The organism is Alteromonas sp. R7, assembly GCF_055755235.1.
Genome location: NZ_JBVTQX010000001.1, coordinates 318,355 through 338,294, shown reverse-complemented (window position 1 = coordinate 338,294; position 19,940 = coordinate 318,355). Strand labels below are relative to the sequence as shown.

At 42.8% G+C, this 19,940-nt stretch carries 14 protein-coding genes; 7 read left to right on the top strand and 7 right to left on the bottom strand.

The window, feature by feature from the left end; translation table 11 throughout:
* Positions 1 to 70: 70 nt before the first annotated feature.
* Entirely contained in the window at positions 71 to 892 is an 822-nt protein-coding gene (gene nei, locus AC0J2X_RS01425; protein ID WP_069944715.1) for an endonuclease VIII, read from the bottom strand.
* A gap of 199 nt (positions 893 to 1,091) precedes the next feature.
* Positions 1,092 to 2,213: a zinc-binding dehydrogenase gene (locus AC0J2X_RS01420; protein ID WP_061486352.1), complete on the bottom strand. Its 1,122-nt coding sequence runs from the start codon at positions 2,211 to 2,213 to the stop codon at positions 1,092 to 1,094.
* Between the two features lie 337 nt (positions 2,214 to 2,550).
* On the opposite strand from AC0J2X_RS01420, the gene AC0J2X_RS01415 reads away from it, so the two are divergent.
* From AC0J2X_RS01415 to AC0J2X_RS01390, 6 genes are all read left to right on the top strand, one after another.
* Positions 2,551 to 3,144: a hypothetical protein gene (locus AC0J2X_RS01415; RefSeq protein WP_061486353.1), complete on the top strand. Its 594-nt coding sequence runs from the start codon at positions 2,551 to 2,553 to the stop codon at positions 3,142 to 3,144.
* A gap of 161 nt (positions 3,145 to 3,305) precedes the next feature.
* A complete protein-coding gene (locus tag AC0J2X_RS01410; RefSeq protein WP_014950346.1) occupies positions 3,306 to 4,031 on the top strand; it encodes a transposase in 726 nt (241 codons plus the stop codon).
* Positions 4,032 to 4,171: 140 nt separating this feature from the next.
* On the top strand, positions 4,172 to 6,163 hold the full coding sequence (locus AC0J2X_RS01405) for a RecQ family ATP-dependent DNA helicase (RefSeq protein ID WP_061486354.1): 1,992 nt from the start codon (positions 4,172 to 4,174) through the stop codon (positions 6,161 to 6,163).
* Between the two features lie 70 nt (positions 6,164 to 6,233).
* Entirely contained in the window at positions 6,234 to 7,079 is an 846-nt protein-coding gene (locus AC0J2X_RS01400; protein WP_061486355.1) for an SAM-dependent methyltransferase, read from the top strand.
* 13 nt (positions 7,080 to 7,092) lie between these two features.
* The gene (locus tag AC0J2X_RS01395; RefSeq protein ID WP_014977183.1) at positions 7,093 to 7,299 is read left to right on the top strand and encodes a hypothetical protein; all 207 of its coding nucleotides are present in this window, start codon (positions 7,093 to 7,095) and stop codon (positions 7,297 to 7,299) included.
* Between the two features lie 77 nt (positions 7,300 to 7,376).
* On the top strand, positions 7,377 to 10,544 hold the full coding sequence (locus AC0J2X_RS01390) for a response regulator (protein ID WP_061486996.1): 3,168 nt from the start codon (positions 7,377 to 7,379) through the stop codon (positions 10,542 to 10,544).
* Positions 10,545 to 10,653: 109 nt separating this feature from the next.
* Here the strand turns inward: AC0J2X_RS01390 and AC0J2X_RS01385 are convergent, their stop codons facing one another.
* The 3 genes from AC0J2X_RS01385 to AC0J2X_RS01375 form a co-directional block, all read right to left on the bottom strand.
* Complete coding sequence (locus AC0J2X_RS01385) at positions 10,654 to 11,103, bottom strand: DUF3010 family protein (protein WP_061486356.1); 450 nt, start codon at positions 11,101 to 11,103, stop codon at positions 10,654 to 10,656.
* Positions 11,104 to 11,195: 92 nt separating this feature from the next.
* Positions 11,196 to 13,850, bottom strand: coding sequence for an ATP-binding protein (locus AC0J2X_RS01380; RefSeq protein WP_014977185.1), 2,655 nt, complete (start codon positions 13,848 to 13,850; stop codon positions 11,196 to 11,198).
* Between the two features lie 188 nt (positions 13,851 to 14,038).
* Positions 14,039 to 15,235, bottom strand: a complete 1,197-nt coding sequence (locus AC0J2X_RS01375) for a PQQ-dependent sugar dehydrogenase (RefSeq protein WP_278711828.1) — start codon at positions 15,233 to 15,235, stop codon at positions 14,039 to 14,041.
* Between the two features lie 734 nt (positions 15,236 to 15,969).
* Between AC0J2X_RS01375 and AC0J2X_RS01370 the strand changes: the two genes are divergently transcribed.
* Entirely contained in the window at positions 15,970 to 16,767 is a 798-nt protein-coding gene (locus tag AC0J2X_RS01370) for a hypothetical protein (protein ID WP_278345927.1), read from the top strand.
* 85 nt (positions 16,768 to 16,852) lie between these two features.
* Here the strand turns inward: AC0J2X_RS01370 and AC0J2X_RS01365 are convergent, their stop codons facing one another.
* A complete protein-coding gene (locus tag AC0J2X_RS01365) occupies positions 16,853 to 17,785 on the bottom strand; it encodes a hypothetical protein (RefSeq protein ID WP_278345926.1) in 933 nt (310 codons plus the stop codon).
* A gap of 14 nt (positions 17,786 to 17,799) precedes the next feature.
* The gene (locus tag AC0J2X_RS01360; protein ID WP_171337820.1) at positions 17,800 to 19,656 is read right to left on the bottom strand and encodes a hypothetical protein; all 1,857 of its coding nucleotides are present in this window, start codon (positions 19,654 to 19,656) and stop codon (positions 17,800 to 17,802) included.
* Positions 19,657 to 19,940 lie beyond the last annotated feature (284 nt).

Sequence of the window (19,940 nt, the reverse complement as noted above, 5' to 3'; positions counted from 1 at the left end):
CGGATATAATTAATTGTAATTGGAAATAAGTCAAACAGATTATTTATTGATCATAAAAAATTGGGGTAGATTACTTCGCCTGGCACTGGCTACACCAATAAAGGCGCCGCCCGTTATACGTTTGGCGTTTTATTGTAGTGGCGCAGACTCTACAAGGCTGCTCTTCCCTGTCGAACACCATAAACCGCGTACCTTCAAAGTTAACGCCTTTTGCTTCAAGCACTTCGCGTAGTTCTGTGTACACGGTATAGCCACCGGTTTCATAGCTGCGTTTGCATATTGCTAAGGTGTGATGTGCCAAGCTGCGTAGCTGCTCATCATCTAACTGAGAGGGTTTAAGTGAGGGGTGAACACCTGCTGCAAACAATATTTCGCTGCGAAGATAGTTGCCCAGACCTGCCATAAAGCGTTGGTCCAGATATAAACCGCTTAGTGCGCGGTTATAAAAAGCTTTTGAACGTAAACGTTCTAATACCAACTCTTCTGTCACCGAATTGTTGAGTACATCGGGTCCAACTCTTTGTAAAAAAGGGTGCTCATGAATAGTTTGCGTTGGCCAAATGCTAATGTCAGACGCACTATATAAAATAGCACTGTGTGTTTCGGTATGAAGCCCTACCCTCAGCTGACGGGTAGTGTCCGGCATTTCGTTGCGTTTACAGGTATGCCACACACCATAAAGTTGGTTGTGCGAATACATAGAGAGACCATTGCTAAAATGGGTAATTAGTGCCTTGCCACGGGTTTCCATACGCAAGACTTTTTCGCCTTCTAACTGCTTAGCGTAGGGTTTAAGTTGAGCTAATCCAAACTCTACTTTTTCTAGGGGGATATCTTTTATCACCGCTTCGACTTTATCTGCAGCGCGACGAATCTCTGGGCCTTCAGGCATGTTGTCTCAAATACCTTTTATCTCGGTTACTGGTTACTTCGCATCATTTTCAGCTTCTTTGCAGCTGAATGATAATGAATACAAAAAAGGTCTGTAGCCCTTTGATGTACTTTAAACCGAAGTTTGTACATCAAAGATCAACAGACCCTATTATTAATCAAAGTTTAGCTGAAATTGCCGTATTTAAACGCTGCGCTGATTAGCCCTTGTTTGGCACAATCAGGTATTTTTCACCGGTCTTTTTAGCATTATAAAGCGCTACATTCTCAGGCTGTAATGCCTCCTCAAGACTCAGTTCTTTGGTGTAAGACGACGCAAAGGTAGTGTTAATTTCCGTAGCAACTTTTTGGTAAAGCTCGCCTACACGCTTCTTATCAAGCTTGCCTAAGAAACGCATTAATAGCCAACCACCAATGCTCCACGTCATGCCGTAAGCGCGATTCAAAATAGTAGGCGAGAAATCTAAGCCACCGTAGATATACACTTGTTTATTGCTGTCAGAGCCGTAAGTGTTGAAGCCTTTTGCATCTTTACTGCCCGACGCTTCCATCATAGTGAGGATATCGCTAACTAGCTCACCGCCGCCAATGGCGTCAAACGCTAGTGTTGCGCCCGTGCTGTCGATAGCTTGATAAAGTTCGGCTTTAAAATTCTCGCTACTTGAGTCGAGCACAATTTTCGCGCCGATCTCTTTAAGTATATCCACCTGCTTTTGGCTGCGAACAATATTTACAAGCTCTACGCCTTCCTCTAAACAAATTTTATTTAGCATTTGCCCAAGGTTTGATGCCGCTGCAGTGTGCACTAGCGCTTTGTGGCCTTCCATACGCATGGTTTCAACCATACCAAGAGCAGTAAGCGGGTTAACAAATGAAGACGCAGCTTGTTGCGGCGTGGTGCTATCTAGGTGAGGCAAGCATGCCTGCATAGGCACACAGGCATACTCAGTGTACGCTGCTCCGGTAAGAATAGACACAGTTTTTCCCATTAAAGCTTGTGCTTCTGGGCTGTCGCCCGCCTTAACAACCGTACCTGCACCTTCGTTTCCGATAGGCAGAGTCTGGTCTAAACGCGACTTAATACGATTTAACAAAGGCTTATGCACCGGCGCAACCAATGCTTTTTTGTCTGCGTCGAAGGTCGCTTTATCCAAGCTTGCCGGGCCAAACATCGGCCACATGTCTGAAGGGTTAATAGGAGATGCTTCCATACGCACAATCACTTCGTGCGGCTTCGGCTCTGGAACATCAACTTCTTTTAACGATACCTGAAGTTCACCTTCTGAGGTAATTAGCGTAAACAGTTGTTTTGATTTATTCATGTGATTATTTCGCCCTGAAAATTAAACGCTGAATGTAGTGCTAAGCTAACACGCCGCAACTATCAGCAATATTTATATTGCGAATACATATGCGTTTCGACCACTTATACACCCAAAAAAATGGGGTCAGAGTACATTTCTCGCACGCTGAAAAATGGGGTCAGAGTACATTTTTGCGAATTTTTCCGCGAAGCAACCTAACGGCTTCACCAAGTGATACCGCCTCTCTCCTAATCACACAACACGCCATGAGCTTTATCAATAAAGTACTCTGACCCCATTACTCAGATGGGTTACACTGCTAAGCCTGTATCAACTTGCTATGATGAATTAAGAAATGAAAAAGTATTGTGCGTATGTCTTACTTGGGCTTGCTGTAATAAGCAATGCTGCGCTTGCTAGAGAGGCACCGTTGGTCTCGATTCCTACTCACGATGCATTTTTTAATGCGATAAAGACCCACTGCGGTAAAGCATTTCAGGGCAAAGTTAGCAAAGACAATGTGGGTAATACGTTCGGTGATGCGAAGCTTGTTATGCACGTAAGAAAGTGCACAGACTCGGAAATTCAAATTCCTTTTCACGTAGGAGACGATGCATCCCGCACTTGGATTGTAACGAAAACTGGCGCGGGTCTTATGCTGAAGCACGATCATAGAAATGAAGATGGCAGCTTTCATTCTTCAACCATGTATGGCGGCCACACCGTAGATGAAGGGTTCCCCAAAGTGCAGTCGTTTCCTGCAGATGTATATTCAAAATCGTTATTTATAGAATCTGGAATTGCAGCATCAACGGATAACGTCTGGCAAATGATGATCTACCCAAGTCGCTTTAGCTATCGACTAATTCGCCCTGCCCGCGAAGTACAGGTAGATTTTGATCTCGAAAATCCCATAGCAACGCCAAGCGCCCCCTGGGGATACGAATAATGGGGTCAGAGTACATTTTCTAATTTAGGAGAGCCAAACAAGCCATTCATTTCATTCTTTCAGCTTGTCCATTAGACCAGTTTTGGTAGGTACAGGGTTGTAGCCTTTACTCAATTCACTCATTTTATTAGAGAGAATATAGAAAGGAATTTGGTGAAATTATGGCAAGGAAACCTCGTTTGGCTCCCGCAGGCTATCCTCAACACGTCATCCAAAGAGGTAACAATCGCTCAATATGCTTTAAGTGTGAAAACGACTACATCGCCTATATTAGCTGGCTTAAAAAGTTCTCTGCAAAATTTGATGTAGGCATACATGCTTGGGTATTGATGACCAATCATGTTCATTTACTTTGCACTCCTAAGCTTGATAACCTTGGCGTAAGCAAAATGATGCAAGCGCTTGGCCGCATGTATGTGAGGTACTTTAACCACAAATATGAGCGCTCTGGAACGTTGTGGGAAGGAAGGTTTCATTCCAGTCTGGTCTCTAACGACGAATATCTTCTCACGGTTTATAGATATATCGAGCTAAACCCTGTAAGAGCGAACATGGTCGAAAAGCCGGTTGAATATAAATGGTCAAGCTACAGAATAAATGCGTTAGGCACGTCTTCGTCACTGCACAGTCCTCATCCTGTATACCTAAATTTAGGAGCTTCAGAAAACCAACGTCTTGCCGCTTACCGCGCTCTGTTCGATGATGAACTGCCTCAAACTGACATTGATAAAATTCAAAGCGGTACTCGAAGAGGACTAGTGCTGGGAAGCGATACATTTAAACAGCAAATTGAAAGCCTGACTGGGCATCGCTTAAAACACGAAGCGTTGGGTAGGCCACCGCAAATCAGTGAGCAGTTAACCGCTGGTTGCTCGGAAATAGCTTAATGTACTCTGACCCCTTTATTTTTAAAAACATCGCGTTGGCTCAACTAGCTCAAACCTGCGAACACTTAACCACAAACTGTTTGGAAATAAGTTAATGTACTCTGACCCCATTTTTTATATCGCGACTTGGAAGCTTATTAATGTACTCTGACCCCAATATTTTGCAGCAGCTGTTTGGTTTTTCGGCGTTTCGCGAGGGACAGAAGGAGGCAGTGGAATCACTGCTTGGTGGAAATTCAACGCTAGCGATTTTTCCCACTGGCTCGGGCAAATCATTGTGCTATCAGTTTGTTGCTACGCAATTGCCACACTTGACCTTGGTTGTGTCGCCACTGTTAGCGCTGATGAAAGACCAGCTGGAGTTTCTTCATAGCAAAGGCATTGCAGCGGCCAGTATCGACTCCACGCTAACGCCCGAGCAAAACAAGCAAGTGATGAACGACGTGCGGTCAGGCCAGTGTAAAATTCTGATGGTGTCGGTGGAGCGCTTTAAGAACGAACGCTTTCGGCAGTTCATTGAGTCTGTTCAGGTAAGTATGCTAGTCGTCGATGAAGCACACTGTATCTCTGAGTGGGGCCACAACTTTCGCCCTGACTACTTAAAACTCCCCGCGTATCAGAAAGAGCTTAATATTCCGTTAGTACTTTTGCTCACAGCTACTGCCACTAAAAAAGTAAAAGAAGATATGGCAGCGCGCTTTGATATAGCGCCAGCTAATATTATCCAAACAGGGTTTTATCGACCCAACTTGAATTTGCATGTTCGCCCTGTACATGAACCATATAAAAACCAAGCCTTACTTGAAGAAATTCAAAAACAGCAAGGCGCGGGTATTGTTTATGTCACGCTTCAAAATAGCGCAGAAGAAGTAGCCAGGTTCTTACAGCAACAAGGGTTTGCTGCAAAGGCTTATCACGCTGGTCTCGACAGTAATGTAAGACAAGGTATCCAGCAAGATTTTATGCACAATAAGCTTCAAGTTGTTGTGGCTACCATTGCATTTGGCATGGGCATTGATAAGTCGGATATTCGCTTTGTTGTTCATTACGACTTACCAAAGTCTATTGAAAACTACAGCCAAGAAATTGGCCGGGGTGGACGAGACGGTAAAGCGGCAAACTGCACGGTTTTAGCTAACCTTGACGGGCTAGTCACCATAGAGAACTTCGTTTATGGCGATACACCAGATAAAAGCGCCATTCAACGCGTAATAGATGATATCAGCGCACAGGCCCCCGCTCAGATAAATTCGGCGGCGCACAATGATTCACCTACCAACGGCGAAAACAATGTTTACCAGTGGGAAACGCAAATTAATAGCTTATCGAGTGCCAGCAACATACGACAGCTTCCGCTTAAAACCCTGCTGGTACAGCTTGAACTCGCCAATGTTATTCGTCCTTTGTATGCCTATTTTGCTGAATATAAATTTCGCTTTATTTCAGAGAAAACCACCATACTCGGCCTTTTCTCAGAAGAACGGACTCGCTTTCTAGACGCCGTATTCACTCATTCAAATATGAAAAAGGTGTGGGGCATTGTAGATTTCGACAGTATTTATCAGCATTACGGCGCAGAGCGTGCCAGGGTGGTGGCCGCACTAGAGTATTTACATGAACACAATCATATTGAGCTTGCATCACGCTTAATAACTGACGTATACCGCGTGGACTACGAAAAACTGCAAAATGCCGACTTAGCTAATAATCTGGCTCACTATTTCGCTGAAAACGAGCGCAAAGAAATAGAACGTATCGCCGCGCTGGTAGGCTTCTTCGAACTTAATACTTGCTTAAGCTATAACTTATCGGCGTATTTTGACGATTCCCAAGCGCCCAATGAATGCGGGCACTGCAGTGTATGTCAGGGAAATGTGGCTAAGCTCAGCTATTCAAACCCAATTCCCACACCGAACCCAGACCAAATATCAGAGGCCATAGCAGCACTAAAAGCACATTTGAGCGGAAAATTTGATGGCCCAATCACATCATCTATTTGCTGTCGTTTTCTAACTGGCATGACCATGCCTTTGTTCACTCGATTTAAAGTGAGACAAGTAAAGGGCTTTGGTTCTTGTGAAAACTGCCGATACGCTGATGTGAAAGCAATGGTAGATGCTATAAATCAGTGAACGTAGCAAATACCCCAAATCTAATTTATAGTGTTGAGTGAATCACAATTAGCAAGTGGTAAAGGAAAATATGACGCTAATTCAGGGACAAGAACATACTCCTAAGGGATCGCTAGTTGTAGTTGGCACTGGAATCAGTGTTGCGGGTCAAATGACGATAGCGACCAAAAGCCACATCGAAAATGCTGACATTGTGTACATGGGGATCATGAACAAAATTGGTGAACACGTGGTCACCAATATAAACCCGAACAGTGTGTCTTTAGACGACCTTTATCAAGAAGGGAAATCTCGCGCTGTCACCTATGCCCAAATGGCCGACCGCATCGTGCAGTCAGTTGTTGAAGGTAAAAAAGTGTGCGTGGCTTTTTATGGTCACCCAGGCGTATTTGTTACGCCTTCTCATGAGGCTATTCGCAGAGTACGGGAACTTGGCCTAGATGCGCAAATGCTCCCCGGCGTGTCTGCAGAAGACTGCTTAATTGCGGATTTGGGAATAGATCCCTCTCGCTTTGGCTGTCAGTCTTATGAAGCAACTCAATTTTTGTTTCGCGATTACCGAATTGACCCTCACATGACGCAAATCATCTGGCAAATAGGTTTAGCCGGAGAAGCAACGCTAAGCGTGTTAGATGCTAATCACAGTGAATCTGGGCTTGCCATGCTGGCTGACATTCTAGCCGAGCACTACCCAGAAGATCACGAGCTGATTATTTACGAGGCAGCCACCCTGCCCCTTTGCGAGCCAAAAATACAAAAAGTGTTGCTTCGCGAATTACAGTTCGCCAAGCCAACATTAATTTCGACCCTAGTTGTACCCTCACTTGGCATGCCAGCATACCGTCAGGATCGTTTGGCAAAGCTAGGTTTAACTGAGCAGCAAGTTATTAACTTTAGATCTCCAAAAGTAAACTAAAAGGAAAAACGACATGGCAAAGAAAACAATTGTAGATTTCTTGGTTGAGCTGGACAGCAACAGCAAACTAATGGATGCGTATAAAAAGGACCCTGTGGGCACTGCAGAAAAGTACGGTTTATCTGGTGAAGATCTTCAGCTAATTAAAGACCAAGACTGGGACGAAGTAGCCAAACGCTTTGATGATACAAGCAAAGCTACCCGCGTAATTAGCTACTAGTCGTTATCTTTTTAAGCTAGCTGAAGTAGAAAGTGAAGCGCCGTTTGAAATGCATCTTCGCTATCGTTTGTTTTACGATGGCGCTTCCTACTTTTGCATTTTTAAAAGAACCACTTAACACCACATCATCAGTCACTACGCTAGACGAACTGAAGCAGCGTATTCAAAACAATGATGAGTCTGTAGAAACCACATTCACTGAGCTAGGCTACTTCTTCGACGCCCACCCGAACGCTTTTCAGCAAGCCCGTTTATTCAATCTAAGAGCTTATAAGCACATACTTGAGCAAGACCTTGTTGCGGGGTACGAAACTCTGTTGGAAGCCCGCAAGCTTGCGAAAAAAGGCGGCAACACCATGGCGCTGGCAGAATCTTTTCGCTTAGAAGGGCTAATTTTGGACTTGTCAGGAGAGCATGCTCGTGCACTCGAAGCGCTCAACAAATCCCTTGCTGCTTTCACTGAAGTAAATAGCGATAACGCCTTGCTTGTATATAGCGCTATGGGCAATGTGTACATGTCGCTGCAAAACTACGAAATGATGTTGCAGCTAGGTCAAAACTTCCTCGCCGCAGCCCAGCGTTTAAATGATAAAGAAAACAAAGCCATTGCTTACTTTTTCCAAGGTTACGCGCAAACGGAACTGGGGGACTATCAAGACGCTAAAATAAGCCTTCTGCTGGCAGAAGAATTGTTCAAAGAGGTGCACTACCCCTTTATTGGTATTGTTCATACCAAAATGGCTGAGCTACATATCGCCCAAGGCAATTTAACTGAAGCGCTAACCATGTTGAACCGCGCTGCGGAATCAGACCGCAAAGTTGGTTTTAAATACAACGAAGGGTCTAGACTACTGCGCTTGGTCGACATCTACATTAAACGCAATCAAATAGACTTGGCTATTAGCGAACTTGAAGGTGGATTAAAAAAAGACGCCATAAAAAACGACAAGTCAGTGGTGCTAAGCATGTTGGAAAAGCTCATTTCACTCCTTGAATCAACCAACAATTTTGAAGCCGCATTAGAATATTCAAAGCTATACACTAAGACTTATGAAGAGAGTTTTAATGAACAGCAATCAAGATTGTTAGCCCTTAACCGCGTGCGACTTTCTATTTCCGAAAAAGAAGAAACCATCAAGCTTCTAGAGAAAGACAACCAGCTAAAAGAGCAGCGTAACCTTATACAGAAAAAGCAAAACACGTTTCAGCTGTATTTCATCGGTTTCGTGATCCTTTCATTAGGCTTAGTCGTTGGCCTATGGCTTAGAACTCGCCAACAGCGTAAGGCGCTCGATGCACTTACTCAAGACCTTCAGAAAGCAACAAAAGCAAAATCTGACTTTCTTGCACGCATGAGTCACGAAATTCGCACGCCGCTTAACGCCATTATCGGCCTGACCAAGCTTTCGCAGCGGGCTGCAGAAGATAAAGATCAACAAACGAACCTTATTCAGATAGAAGGCGCGTCGCAAACCCTACTAAGTATAATTAACGACATACTCGACTTCTCGAAAATAGAAGCGGGCAAGCTTGATATTGAATCGACGCAATTCAATTTAGACGCGCTAGTAAACCAAACCATTAGACTGCATTTAGGGCGCGCTGAGGAAAAGCACATAGAGCTTATTCAGCATATATCACGTGACGTACCGTTAAACCTCATCGGCGACCCGTTACGCATACAGCAAATTCTAAGCAATTTAGTTAGCAACGCTCTTAAGTTTACCGAGGATGGACTGATTTCGGTTAGCGTTAGATGCACGCATAATGTAGAAGACATTCAGCTTGAATTTGAAGTTAAAGACACAGGGATTGGGCTAAACAGCACGCAAAAGGCATTGCTATTTCAACCATTTAACCAAGGTGATGAGTCTATATCTCGCCGATACGGCGGCACCGGCCTAGGCTTAGCAATATGTAAGCAGTTAGTCACATTAATGGGCGGAGAGATCTGGGTTGAGAGCCAGCTTGGAAAAGGCGCAAGCTTTCATTTTACCGTAACCGTTAAACAGGATGCTTCCCAACAAATTGTATCGCCGTCTAAGCAACTTTCGTTACTTAAGGTGCTTATTGCTGATGACATTGGCGTGTCGCGCGACGCTATTATCGAGTCGCTATCAGTGGCTAACATTAAAGCAGATGTTGCGACCGGCGGTAAAGAAGCCGTAGCCAAAATGCGTGCTGCTGTGGGAAACAGCGCGCCTTACGACGTACTTATTTTAGATTGGAATATGCCTGACATCGATGGATTGGAAGTCGCAGCCATCATGAAACAGGAATTTTCAATTAAGCCACCGAAGGTGATAATGCTGTATGCATTCGAGTCGCCTCATATGCGAGAGCAGGCGAACCAACTAGGTATTCGAACCTTCATTAAAAAGCCTTTTAGCACTAGTGAGCTTGTAGATAAGCTACAAGAGCTTTGCTTAAACGTGAACACAAGAACCCTACCAGCAGATGCTGCGCCTGTGCCTAATCTGCGCGGAACGAAGATCCTTTTCGCAGAAGACAATACGCTGAATCAAAAAGTAACCCTTGGTCTGTTAAACGACACCCACGCGAATATTGAAGTGGTTAGCAACGGCTTTGAAGCCATAAAAGCCTTACGTGAAGATAACAGCTATGACGTGGTATTGATGGATATTCAAATGCCCGTTATGGACGGGTTAACAGCAGCTAAAAAAATCAGAGATGAGCTGAAGTTAACGTTGCCGATTATTGCCATGACGGCTCACGCAATGCAGCAAGACATTGACAAGAGCCTGGCAGCGGGCATGGACGGACACATCAACAAACCGGTTGACCCAAACCGCTTCTTTGACGTGCTTGTTGAAGTGCTAAATAAGGGAAAGTCGACGGCGACCACTGAAGTAACCGGCGGGCCATCGGCAAACACAATACCGCTGAGCTTTATAGATAAATCTCAAGCCATGCAAGCAATGTTAAATGACGAGACTTTGTATAAAGAGTTACTTAATGACTTTGCAGCACTTAACAAAGAGCTAGATAACCTTCGAAAAGCCATTAATGAAAAAGACTATACTTCTATTGTTCGTATCGCGCATATCTACATAACTGCCCTTCGGTACATTGGCGCTTACGCCTTAGCTGAGCTAGCTGCAACGATTGAGCTAACGATAAAGCGTAATGAACATGAAAGTGTAGCTAGTTTTAGCGATCAGTTAGAAGCACTTTACACAGCATTGGTAGAGATGAATGCGAAAGTTGAGGGAATGGTGAAGTAAAGCCTTTCAGGCTGGGAGAAGGGAAATTAAGAAAAACAATGCCCGCACACTAAATGCAGGCACAATTAAATAAACTGAAAATAAACGTTGAGCCAACTGATCTCGATTATTACTCGTCTGACTCTTGCGAGGCATACTCATTTTTCATAAGCCACGCGTACGCCGTTGTAAAAGCGGTTTCTTGAAACTGTTTTAAACCTGTGTCAGAAAATGGCACTGCAAGCGGATTTCTACGTAGTGATTCTTTAATATCCGTTGGGCTAAATATTACAACTTGAAGCCCTTCAATCAATTCAATGGCAGCCTCTAGCTTGAAGCCAATTGCACTACCTGCAAATTTACCTTTGCTTTGACGCTGACGAATTATCACTGCATCAATTTTGTAGTCTTCTACAAGTTTAGCGAAGGTACTTTGGAAGCTCTTTAGCCCCTTCGCACTGGTATCGGCAAGCGTTAAACGGCGCGTACGGCAATCTGGCAAATGAAACAAGCCGTCTGCTAGCGACACCAAACTAACAATTGCTTCATTACCTTTTAAATCTACACCACAGACTTTCATATTAATTCCTAATTACGTTTGTCCGGCATTATAACGTGTTTAACAGCATTTGAGTCATTCAGTCGGTAAGCTTCAACCTCTTAACAGATGTTTTAGCTTAGTACCGACTGAATTGTGTCTTTTGACAAGGGCTTTACGAAATGCTGATCGAAGCCTGCCGCTTGGGAGTCCTCTACATATTTCTCTGAGCCCCACCCGCTTTGAGAATAAAACTTAACATTTTCTGATTCCGGCAAGGCTTTAAGCATTTTTACTAACTGATAGCCGTCTATGTCTGGCATGCCGATATCAAGAAATACAGAGTGAGGTTTAAAGGTTTTAAATGCATCAACAGCTTCTTTCGGAGAAGTAATGCCTAAAGCAGTCACACCCATAGACTCTGCCAGCAGACAATAAGCGTCAATGAGATCAGCATTGTCGTCAACGAACATGACTTTACTTCTGCTTTGTATAACAGGGTCCAGTTTTTGATTTTCAGATTGCTCGTAGGCTGTTTTAGAAATAGGCAATCTGACTTCAAAGGTACTTCCTCGATCAACACCTTCGCTCATCACAGACACTTCACCATGATGTAACGCAACAAGCTTACTCACTAAAGTTAACCCTATACCAAGACCGCCTTTAGTGTGAGTAGAGTGCGCTTCGATTTGGGTAAACATATTGAAAACATCTTTTAGCCTATCCTCGGGTATTCCCATGCCATTATCTTTAACAGCAACAACAATCATGACCCCGTCTTTTCTGATCTCTACGACTATCTTTCCTGATTCTTTCGTATACTTAGTTGCATTGTGAATGATATTAGAAAAGATTTGGCTTAAACGTGCTTTATCTCCGTATACTGTCACATCCTCTTCAAGACAGTTTACCGTTATATCATGCTTCTTCGCTTTTACTTGTTGCTCAACAATTTCAAGAGAGTCTGAAAGCACGTCTTGAATTTTCAATCTTTCAAATTCAAGTTTAACTTTCCCTCGCGTGATGCGAGACACATCCATCAAATCATTGATAAGTTTAGACATATATTCAGCTTGACGATTAATGATAGCTGTCACTCTTTTTCGCGTTTTTTCATCATCAACCGTTTCTAGAATACTTGCCCCAGACATAATAGGCCCTAACGGATTTCGAAGTTCATGGGCCAATGTAGCGAGAAATTCATTTCTGTAATTATCTTGTTTTTCAAGCTCTTGAATACTGATATGCATGCGCTCTTGCACATCAAGCGCGTAAACAAGAAACATTCTATTTAACCGGTTTGCGGTGTCGACGTCCGTCTTATCAAACGCTGTTGAGCGCCCTTTAATTGTACGGGTATGAATAGTGAAAGATGAACGGGGCTTAAGACGCTCTGCTTTTGGTGCATCTTCCGATTTCTCATCTTTAGCGCCTATCCACTTTTGATTTCGATGGGTTTCCTTCCTGAACCAAGCAGTAAAATACTGCTTCTTTTCAAACAGTGGGATGATCATAATACCCGCAATACCATGTTCTCTGGCTTCAGGGTAATCGTGATAAAGGGAATCGTTAGTGTAAGGAAAGCCGCCTTCACTACTTGCTTTAGAAAAAATGTCTTTGATGACTTCTACCGGTAAAGTAGAACCGAGGGTAATAGTCTCGTACTGTGAATAATAAACAAACCCTGAGCTATTAAGCGCGTCTAAAAAAGCGCGTTCACCGCTCTTGACTACACGGCTAATAGGATTTGCTGGACCGATTCTATCCAACATCGCATCAACCGCTTTATCAGTAACATGCTTTTTGCGTTTCGCAATTTCTTCTTCTTTCGCTAACAAATGCCAGCTGAACAGTTGACTTAAATTCTCACATTGCAGTCGTACATTTTGTGGAATATAACAAGCCTCGCGATGGTGGCAGGAAATAAGCCCATACAACTCTCCATCCGTTACTAACGAAATGGAAAATGAAGCACGTAAACCTTGATTTCTGATGTATTGAAGATGAATAGGTGAAAATGTGCGCAACAACGAACGAGTGAGGTCTAGTCGCTCTCTTTCCGATTCTTCGACAGACGGAATCAACCGAGATGCGGGTAACTCTGTGTCGGGAGTAAGCCTCACCCAATTCGTCTTATACAGCTCTCTGGCTTGTTTTGGTATATCCGACGCGGGAAAATACAAGTCTTGATAAGATTCCATGTCTTCAGACTTGGCTTCCGCTATTACCTTCCCTGAGTAGTCCTTATTAAATTTATAAAGCACTACCCTGTCCATGTTAGTCAGATACCTGATGGTTGATACCATCTCTTGAGCCATCTCTTTCAACGATGTCATCTCTTTGAAGCGTGGAGCGATAGACATTGAATAGAGCTTAACAAATTGCTCTGCACTGTAGGTGTCTCTAAATTCAGTTGCTGGCTCAAGCTCAACCACATAGTGACAACCTGAATCATAGACTACGGCTAAATAATCTATTGCCGCACCTTCCTTTAAAAGCGAAGCTTTAAGATGCAGTTTAATAGGCAGTCTTATCTTACTCTTAGAAACTCTATCAAACGTTTCTTCTAGGAAGGCGCGCTCGTCTGTATCAGAAGAGAGTATATCTAAAAAACCTTTACCTATGATCTCGTCGGCAAATATCGTGTTGCAGTTCTCACTAACAATCGAAACCTCTAAATCTTCGTAGTTGAACGCGATGAGAAAACCATAACTTTGGACACTTTCGGGAATATGTATAGGTTCATCTTCACAACGTTCAAAGTTAAAGTTCTGAGTCGATTGAGTCATAGAGTTCCTAAGGTTTGTATCAGTTAAGTCGCGCTGGCTATAATCCGCAACGTATCATATCGGTATATAGATTTGTAATGCTCGCTATGCGATTTGGGTTAATTTAATGTTCGCTTACCGGCAATTTTAGAACACAAAAAAAACCGTGTTCAAGCAACCACTGTTCCTCTTTACGCAGTTTTAAAACTCTACTCATCATTCAAAAAATCGAGCTTTATCAGCCTTCCGCCTTCTTTATCTTCAAGCACATAGATATTGCCCTTACTGTCTTGCTCAACCTCGCGTACTCGCTTGCCCCATTCATAGCGCTCTGCTTCTTCCACCTTCCAGTTGCCTTCATCGTCTTTATTAAATGCAACTCGAACCAGCGCTTTTGAAGACAAACCGCCTATAAAACCATTTCCCTTCCAGTCACTAAACTTATCGCCTTTGTAAATGATAAAACCGGCAGGACTAATGGCAGGCACCCATGCCAATTCAGGCGACTTAAAGATGGGGTAGTCTTCGTGGTTAGGAATTTTCACGCCTGAGTAATGGTCGCCCTGCGACACTGCTGGATAACCATAGTTGCGACCTCGTTCAATAATATTAAGTTCGTCGCCATGGCGCGGCCCCATTTCATGAGCCCATAAATTACCTTTCTCATCAAAATCGATGCCTAGCGGATTGCGGTGACCTAATGTCCAGATTTGTTCTGTTACGTTGCCTTGACCATAAAACGGATTATCTTCAGGCACGCTACCGTCGTCGTTTAAGCGCAGCACCTTACCTAAGTTCATCGCCATGTTTTGTGCTGGCGTGAATTTCTGGCGCTCGCCCGAGGTGATAAATAAATGGCCATCAGGTGAAAACGCCATGCGGTGAGAGTAATGCCCATTCCCCGTCACCTTCGGCGACTGACGCCAAATTAGCTCTCTATCAGTCAGCTTCGCGCCACTATCAGATAAGGTAAGCGTGGCTCGCTCTATCACCGCACCGCTAAACGCATCGTCTTTTTCATCTCGTTCAATGTACGAAATATAAATGGTGTTATTCGACGCAAAGTCAGGGTGAATAATGACATCACCTAAACCGCCTTGCCCGCGCGCAGTAACACTTGGCACATTACTAACAGCAAAACGCTTCTGCTGTTTTTCATCAAGCAGCCATAGAGTGCCAGTTTTTTCCGTTACCAAGCTGTGCCCGTCTGGCAAAAATGTCATGGCCCAGGGGTTATCGAAGGACGCCTGAACATTACCCGTTACAGTAGTGCCCTTACTGCCCTTCATTTCAATTTGTTCAGATGTGTTCGACTGAGCAAAGGTAAAAAAAGAGGTGGCAAAAAGCGCAACCAATAGTGCGGCTTTCCGACGCTTGCTGGTTTTGTGCGTGCTTGTTGTTTGCATTAAGTTCTAGCCTTTTTGAGGGTTTGCGTACTGCTGGTTGCACGTTAAGAAGTTAATTGCACGTAAACGGGCGGCGCAAAGGGTTTCAGTTAGCATTGGTTACGTAGATTTAATTAAACAGGTTTATATTATCGACTTGGTTTCGCTATTCGTGTTTGTGAGTCGTGCGCGCTTTTCCTAAACTTTCTTTAATGCAGCGACACTTTACTAAAATACCGCCTGTGTTATTTTCCAAAAAGTTTTAGCAACGAAGATAAGGAGGTGATCATATGTCTAGAGTTAAGGTATTTGAACAGGCAGCTATGAGTGAGGGTCGTTCTAGCTAACCCCTTTTACGCAATTGCTCTATAAGGCTGCCTAGTCAGCCCAGCTCGGAAAGCCGCATCACGTTGCTGATTGCGGCTTTTTTACTCCCTCTACAGAATCTAATTACACAAGGCTAAATTTCTCGTTAGTCGCGCGTCAAAACCTTTCTAATATTCATAAAAACACATTAAAAAGATGGTAAATTGATCAAATCGTAGAAGCCGCGCTTAAAAACTACGTAAATTAAACGCTGTTACCTTTCCTAATAGAGTCACAAAATAATAGTACGTTTAACACGAGACAAAGTGACGAGCGTTGAGGTTTTGCCAAGGAGTAAAAAGTTGTTCAGGGTTGGACTATTCATTTTAATAACATTAGTGAAATTTGCTCATGCAAGTTCGAGTGGCAGCAATGAGCAGAATAATGTTTTGGCGTTTCACGCAGACAATGCATTTCTTACTGAAAGGGTAAATCTGCAAGGCAATCCCTATTCTACTTCTGTCGATACGGTACAAATGCTAGTTGATGAAATAGGGTATACAGATCCCGTGCTTCATGTTCCACTTGTGCGTTCTTTTGCGTATATGCAGCATGGCGAAAACATTTGCGTACTTAATAAAATAAAAGCACCTGAACGCGAAAAAAATCACCTTTACTCATTACCGCTTAGCTTTTTCCAGACACAGCGTTTTTACCAACTGGCTTCACTGCCACCAATAGAAAAGGAATTTTTAGATGAAAAAGACCGAATACTGAGCATATCTCGCGTATTAGAAGCCTTTCCAGACTCTTTTATTGTGTTACCAGAAGAATACTCATTCGGTGAAAGGATAGACGACGATCTAAAGGAAGTTAATCGAGAGCAAATCCTTCGTATAGCAAATAATATTTATTACTCTCGCTTTATGGAAATGTTTTCAAAAGGAAAGTCTGATTTTGCACTCATTTTTCCAGCAACTTTATACAGAAGTTTTGGAGAGAACATGCCTATTAAAGTACGCAGTTACTCTATTGCAGATAACCCTGACTATGTATCAGGCCACGTTATCTGCCCCAATACTCCTCAGGGTGCAGAGCACATAAAGCGTATAAACGCTGCAATAAAACGCATCTATTTAACACCTGAGTTTATTAATGCTCATACGCGCTATTTGCCCGCTCAGGACAAACAAAACTTGCGAACTATCATCGAGCAATCTATTGAAAAGTTAATGCTTGCCAATTAATGACTTGGTTATTTTTATCAAGCTTGGGCTCCTAACACAGCTCAGATTTACTCAATGCTAGCGCCCTACCTTATTTATTGGTTATTTAGATTTCTTTAACAGTGACATCGACCGTTGTTAATTCTCCACTGTTACTCAATACAGTAACTTTAGCGTTACCGACGCTTTCTGCCTGCAACGTTATGGAATCTTTATTGGCGCTAGTACAGGTAACTGTTAGTACCGCAGGAGTAGACGAGCTGCATTTTGCTATTTCATCACCTTTATAAAGTATGATCTCACGCGAATAGAGTGTTTTGTTCGCATTAATAGATTTATTAGCCGCCAAATTCGCTTTAGGAACTTCTACTTCTATCTCTGACTCAGCCATAGCGAACTGCGCATATTTTCCCATGGCTTTCTCTAAATCTTCAACTTTAGGAATAGTGCCCAAAAGAGCGTCTCGCATAACTTTAAGAGATGCTACGGTACTGACAAACAGAACGGCGCCCTGAGGTGTTAAAGTTGAGCTAGGTATGAGTGCATTCGAACTACTTGTTGCTTGGGCTCTTGCTTGAATATACGCTGCATCTGCAGATTCTATCATTTCGAGAGTTTGGGCATAAGCTTTTGCTTTTTCACCAGCGCTGATGATGTCTGCAATATCAGGAGATAGAGCACTTAATCCTGCTAACGATGTGACAACATCAGGGTGAACACCTGTCGATGCTGAGAAGGCAGAAGCTAAAGCTGCTGTTACTACTTGAAATGTCGAGAAAGACTCTTCTCCAACTCGTCCCTGTTTTACTTTTTTCCTTAACGTATCCTTTAAATACTGAACATACCTGAACACTTTTTGATCATCGATGGTATATTTGACTTCAAACTTGTTGCTATCTAACTTGTCAATTGTTCCAATGTCAAAAGCCGGCACAGCATTAACCGAAAATATATGGCTTTCAGGCCCTTTATGAATTGTTGAACAACTGAATAAAGCTGTACTCGCAATCATGAAACAACACATTCTTGATAGTTTCATTTTCTCTTCCTTGATTAGTTAATAAATAAGACATCTGAATTTTTTTGAGTTTCACCTTCACTGGGTTTATATGGGCGCTCTATTAACGGTTCACATTTGAAGGTTTGATTAGCTGTTGGCTTTTCATAATTTGCATTTGTGATTGCCCACGTTGAGGGTAGCCAATAATCTAGGTCTCCGAAGTCACCGTGCATTACAGGAATATTGAACGATGTTTCAAGTGCTTCGATATCGTTAAATGATTTTAAAACCACGTTCCCCTTAACGCCATTGAAGGACTTAAGAATTGCAGGTAAAGAAGATCGCACATTTATTTCAGAGCCGAATGTTCGCTTCAAGTGATGCTCTGGTTCGTCGTGATACTTGTCTATCGATACCAATAGCGAGCCCGAAGGCGCAAAACCAAAAGCGTAAAACTCTGCAACTTCGGAAACTCTATTTAAAGTTAAGTTGAAGAAGTCAAATGAATTGTCAGATTTCATCAAGTCGGGAACAATAGAGAGAGTCTCTTCGGTACTAGCTGCAGCAGCCATGTAAACAACATTTTTTAAGACTCCTGATTCGGTCCAATCCGATTCATATTTTTCTAATAGATTGTTAATAGCAATTGTTCCCATGCTGTGGCCTACCAAATTTAACTGCAGGTTCAGCGTTGGATATCTTTGTTTAAGAGCGAAGAGGCTTTCAAAAAAAGAACCGAGCGAACTACCTATACCATCTTTAAACAACTCTAAATTTTCTTTTTGCAGGCGGTTATCTGCATCCCCTGTCGGGTCAAACATGTTTCTGGCTCTACGCTTCATTACTTTCCACGCGTTCCCAGCAATGGTTCCATTCCATGCGCTACCTAGAACGTACCTAAAAGGTGTAGCAGCTATGAACACGCCACTTTTCAACTTGTGCTGAAACGAGTTGCGATTGTATTCAGAGCGGTTTATCCGTATCACAGAGTCGCCTTTGAGAAAAATTTCTTTTACTGCAAACTCATTTGGCTGAGTTGTATCATTGCGATCGCATTGTAAGCTCGCAAACTGGTTATCAGACTCTATCCAAACATGTGATAATCCAATGCCACCTCTTGATGCAAGTCGATCTTTATCGTTTGTGAATTGATAGTAGACATTCATAGGGAATTCGCCCACTGAAGTAACAAGATCTTCTATCAAAATTATGGGAGAAGAAAAATATGACAAGCTGGGGGCAACTCTCCTTCCCTCTCTTAGTTCTAGCAAGTGCTCTTTGTAAGTATCCAAAGCTGAAGATGGCCAAGAAACAAAAACAGGGAATTGCCAATGCTCAGTGATAGGTAAGCTATTATCCCCGACCTTTTTATTTTGAAATTTAGTTTTTGGCAGTCCTTTCATAATCGAGCCAATCTGTGACTCCATCCTTTGGTCGGTGTGTTTATACTTGTTCAATCCCCCGTGAAAATACACTAGCAGTTTTATTGGGGTAGATTTCTCGACAAAAAATCTCTCAAAATTAGATGAGTTGATACTGTCACAGCCACCTGAGGGCTGCCCAACTGAGCAACGCGCTACCTCCTTCATAAACTGTCGAGCAGACTTTTTACACTCATTTTTTTGAGCATCAGATAACGAAACTCTGCCATTTTCGCATGCCAGCTCAAAAGCCCCTGTAAAAATATCGCTATATTTGTAAGCTGTTTCTTCAATAGTGAGATGCTTGCTAGCTGTATCTGCTAAACCGTTTTGAAGAGTGATTCCGTCTTCTATGAGGTAACCGTGGTTTGAAACCCGGAGAATGTGTTTTCTAGAATTATTTTTATATTTTTCTAGATCCTCTTTTGGCGTGTATGCACAGCCGCTGACCGCCAAAACCACAATAAAAAATAATAGTTGTCTTTTCATGTCAAAATCCCTTTCTGTACATTTTTTATACACAATAAAAATTAATTTGTACACTTTTTGTTCAATTTTAATTTATCGTGTAATCCCCGCCTTGGGTATAACCGCTAAAGTGTCCGCCACTGCAACGGCAACTAAATGAGTTGCAAAACCTCTATTTCTCGCACTCTACAAATTCATTAGGGTAAAAACCTTGGGTAATTTTTATCACGAATTGATGTAATTTTGACAACCTCTGATTTGTGTGACAGGTTTAATTTCTACTTTTTTAGTAACTTACAATTCAG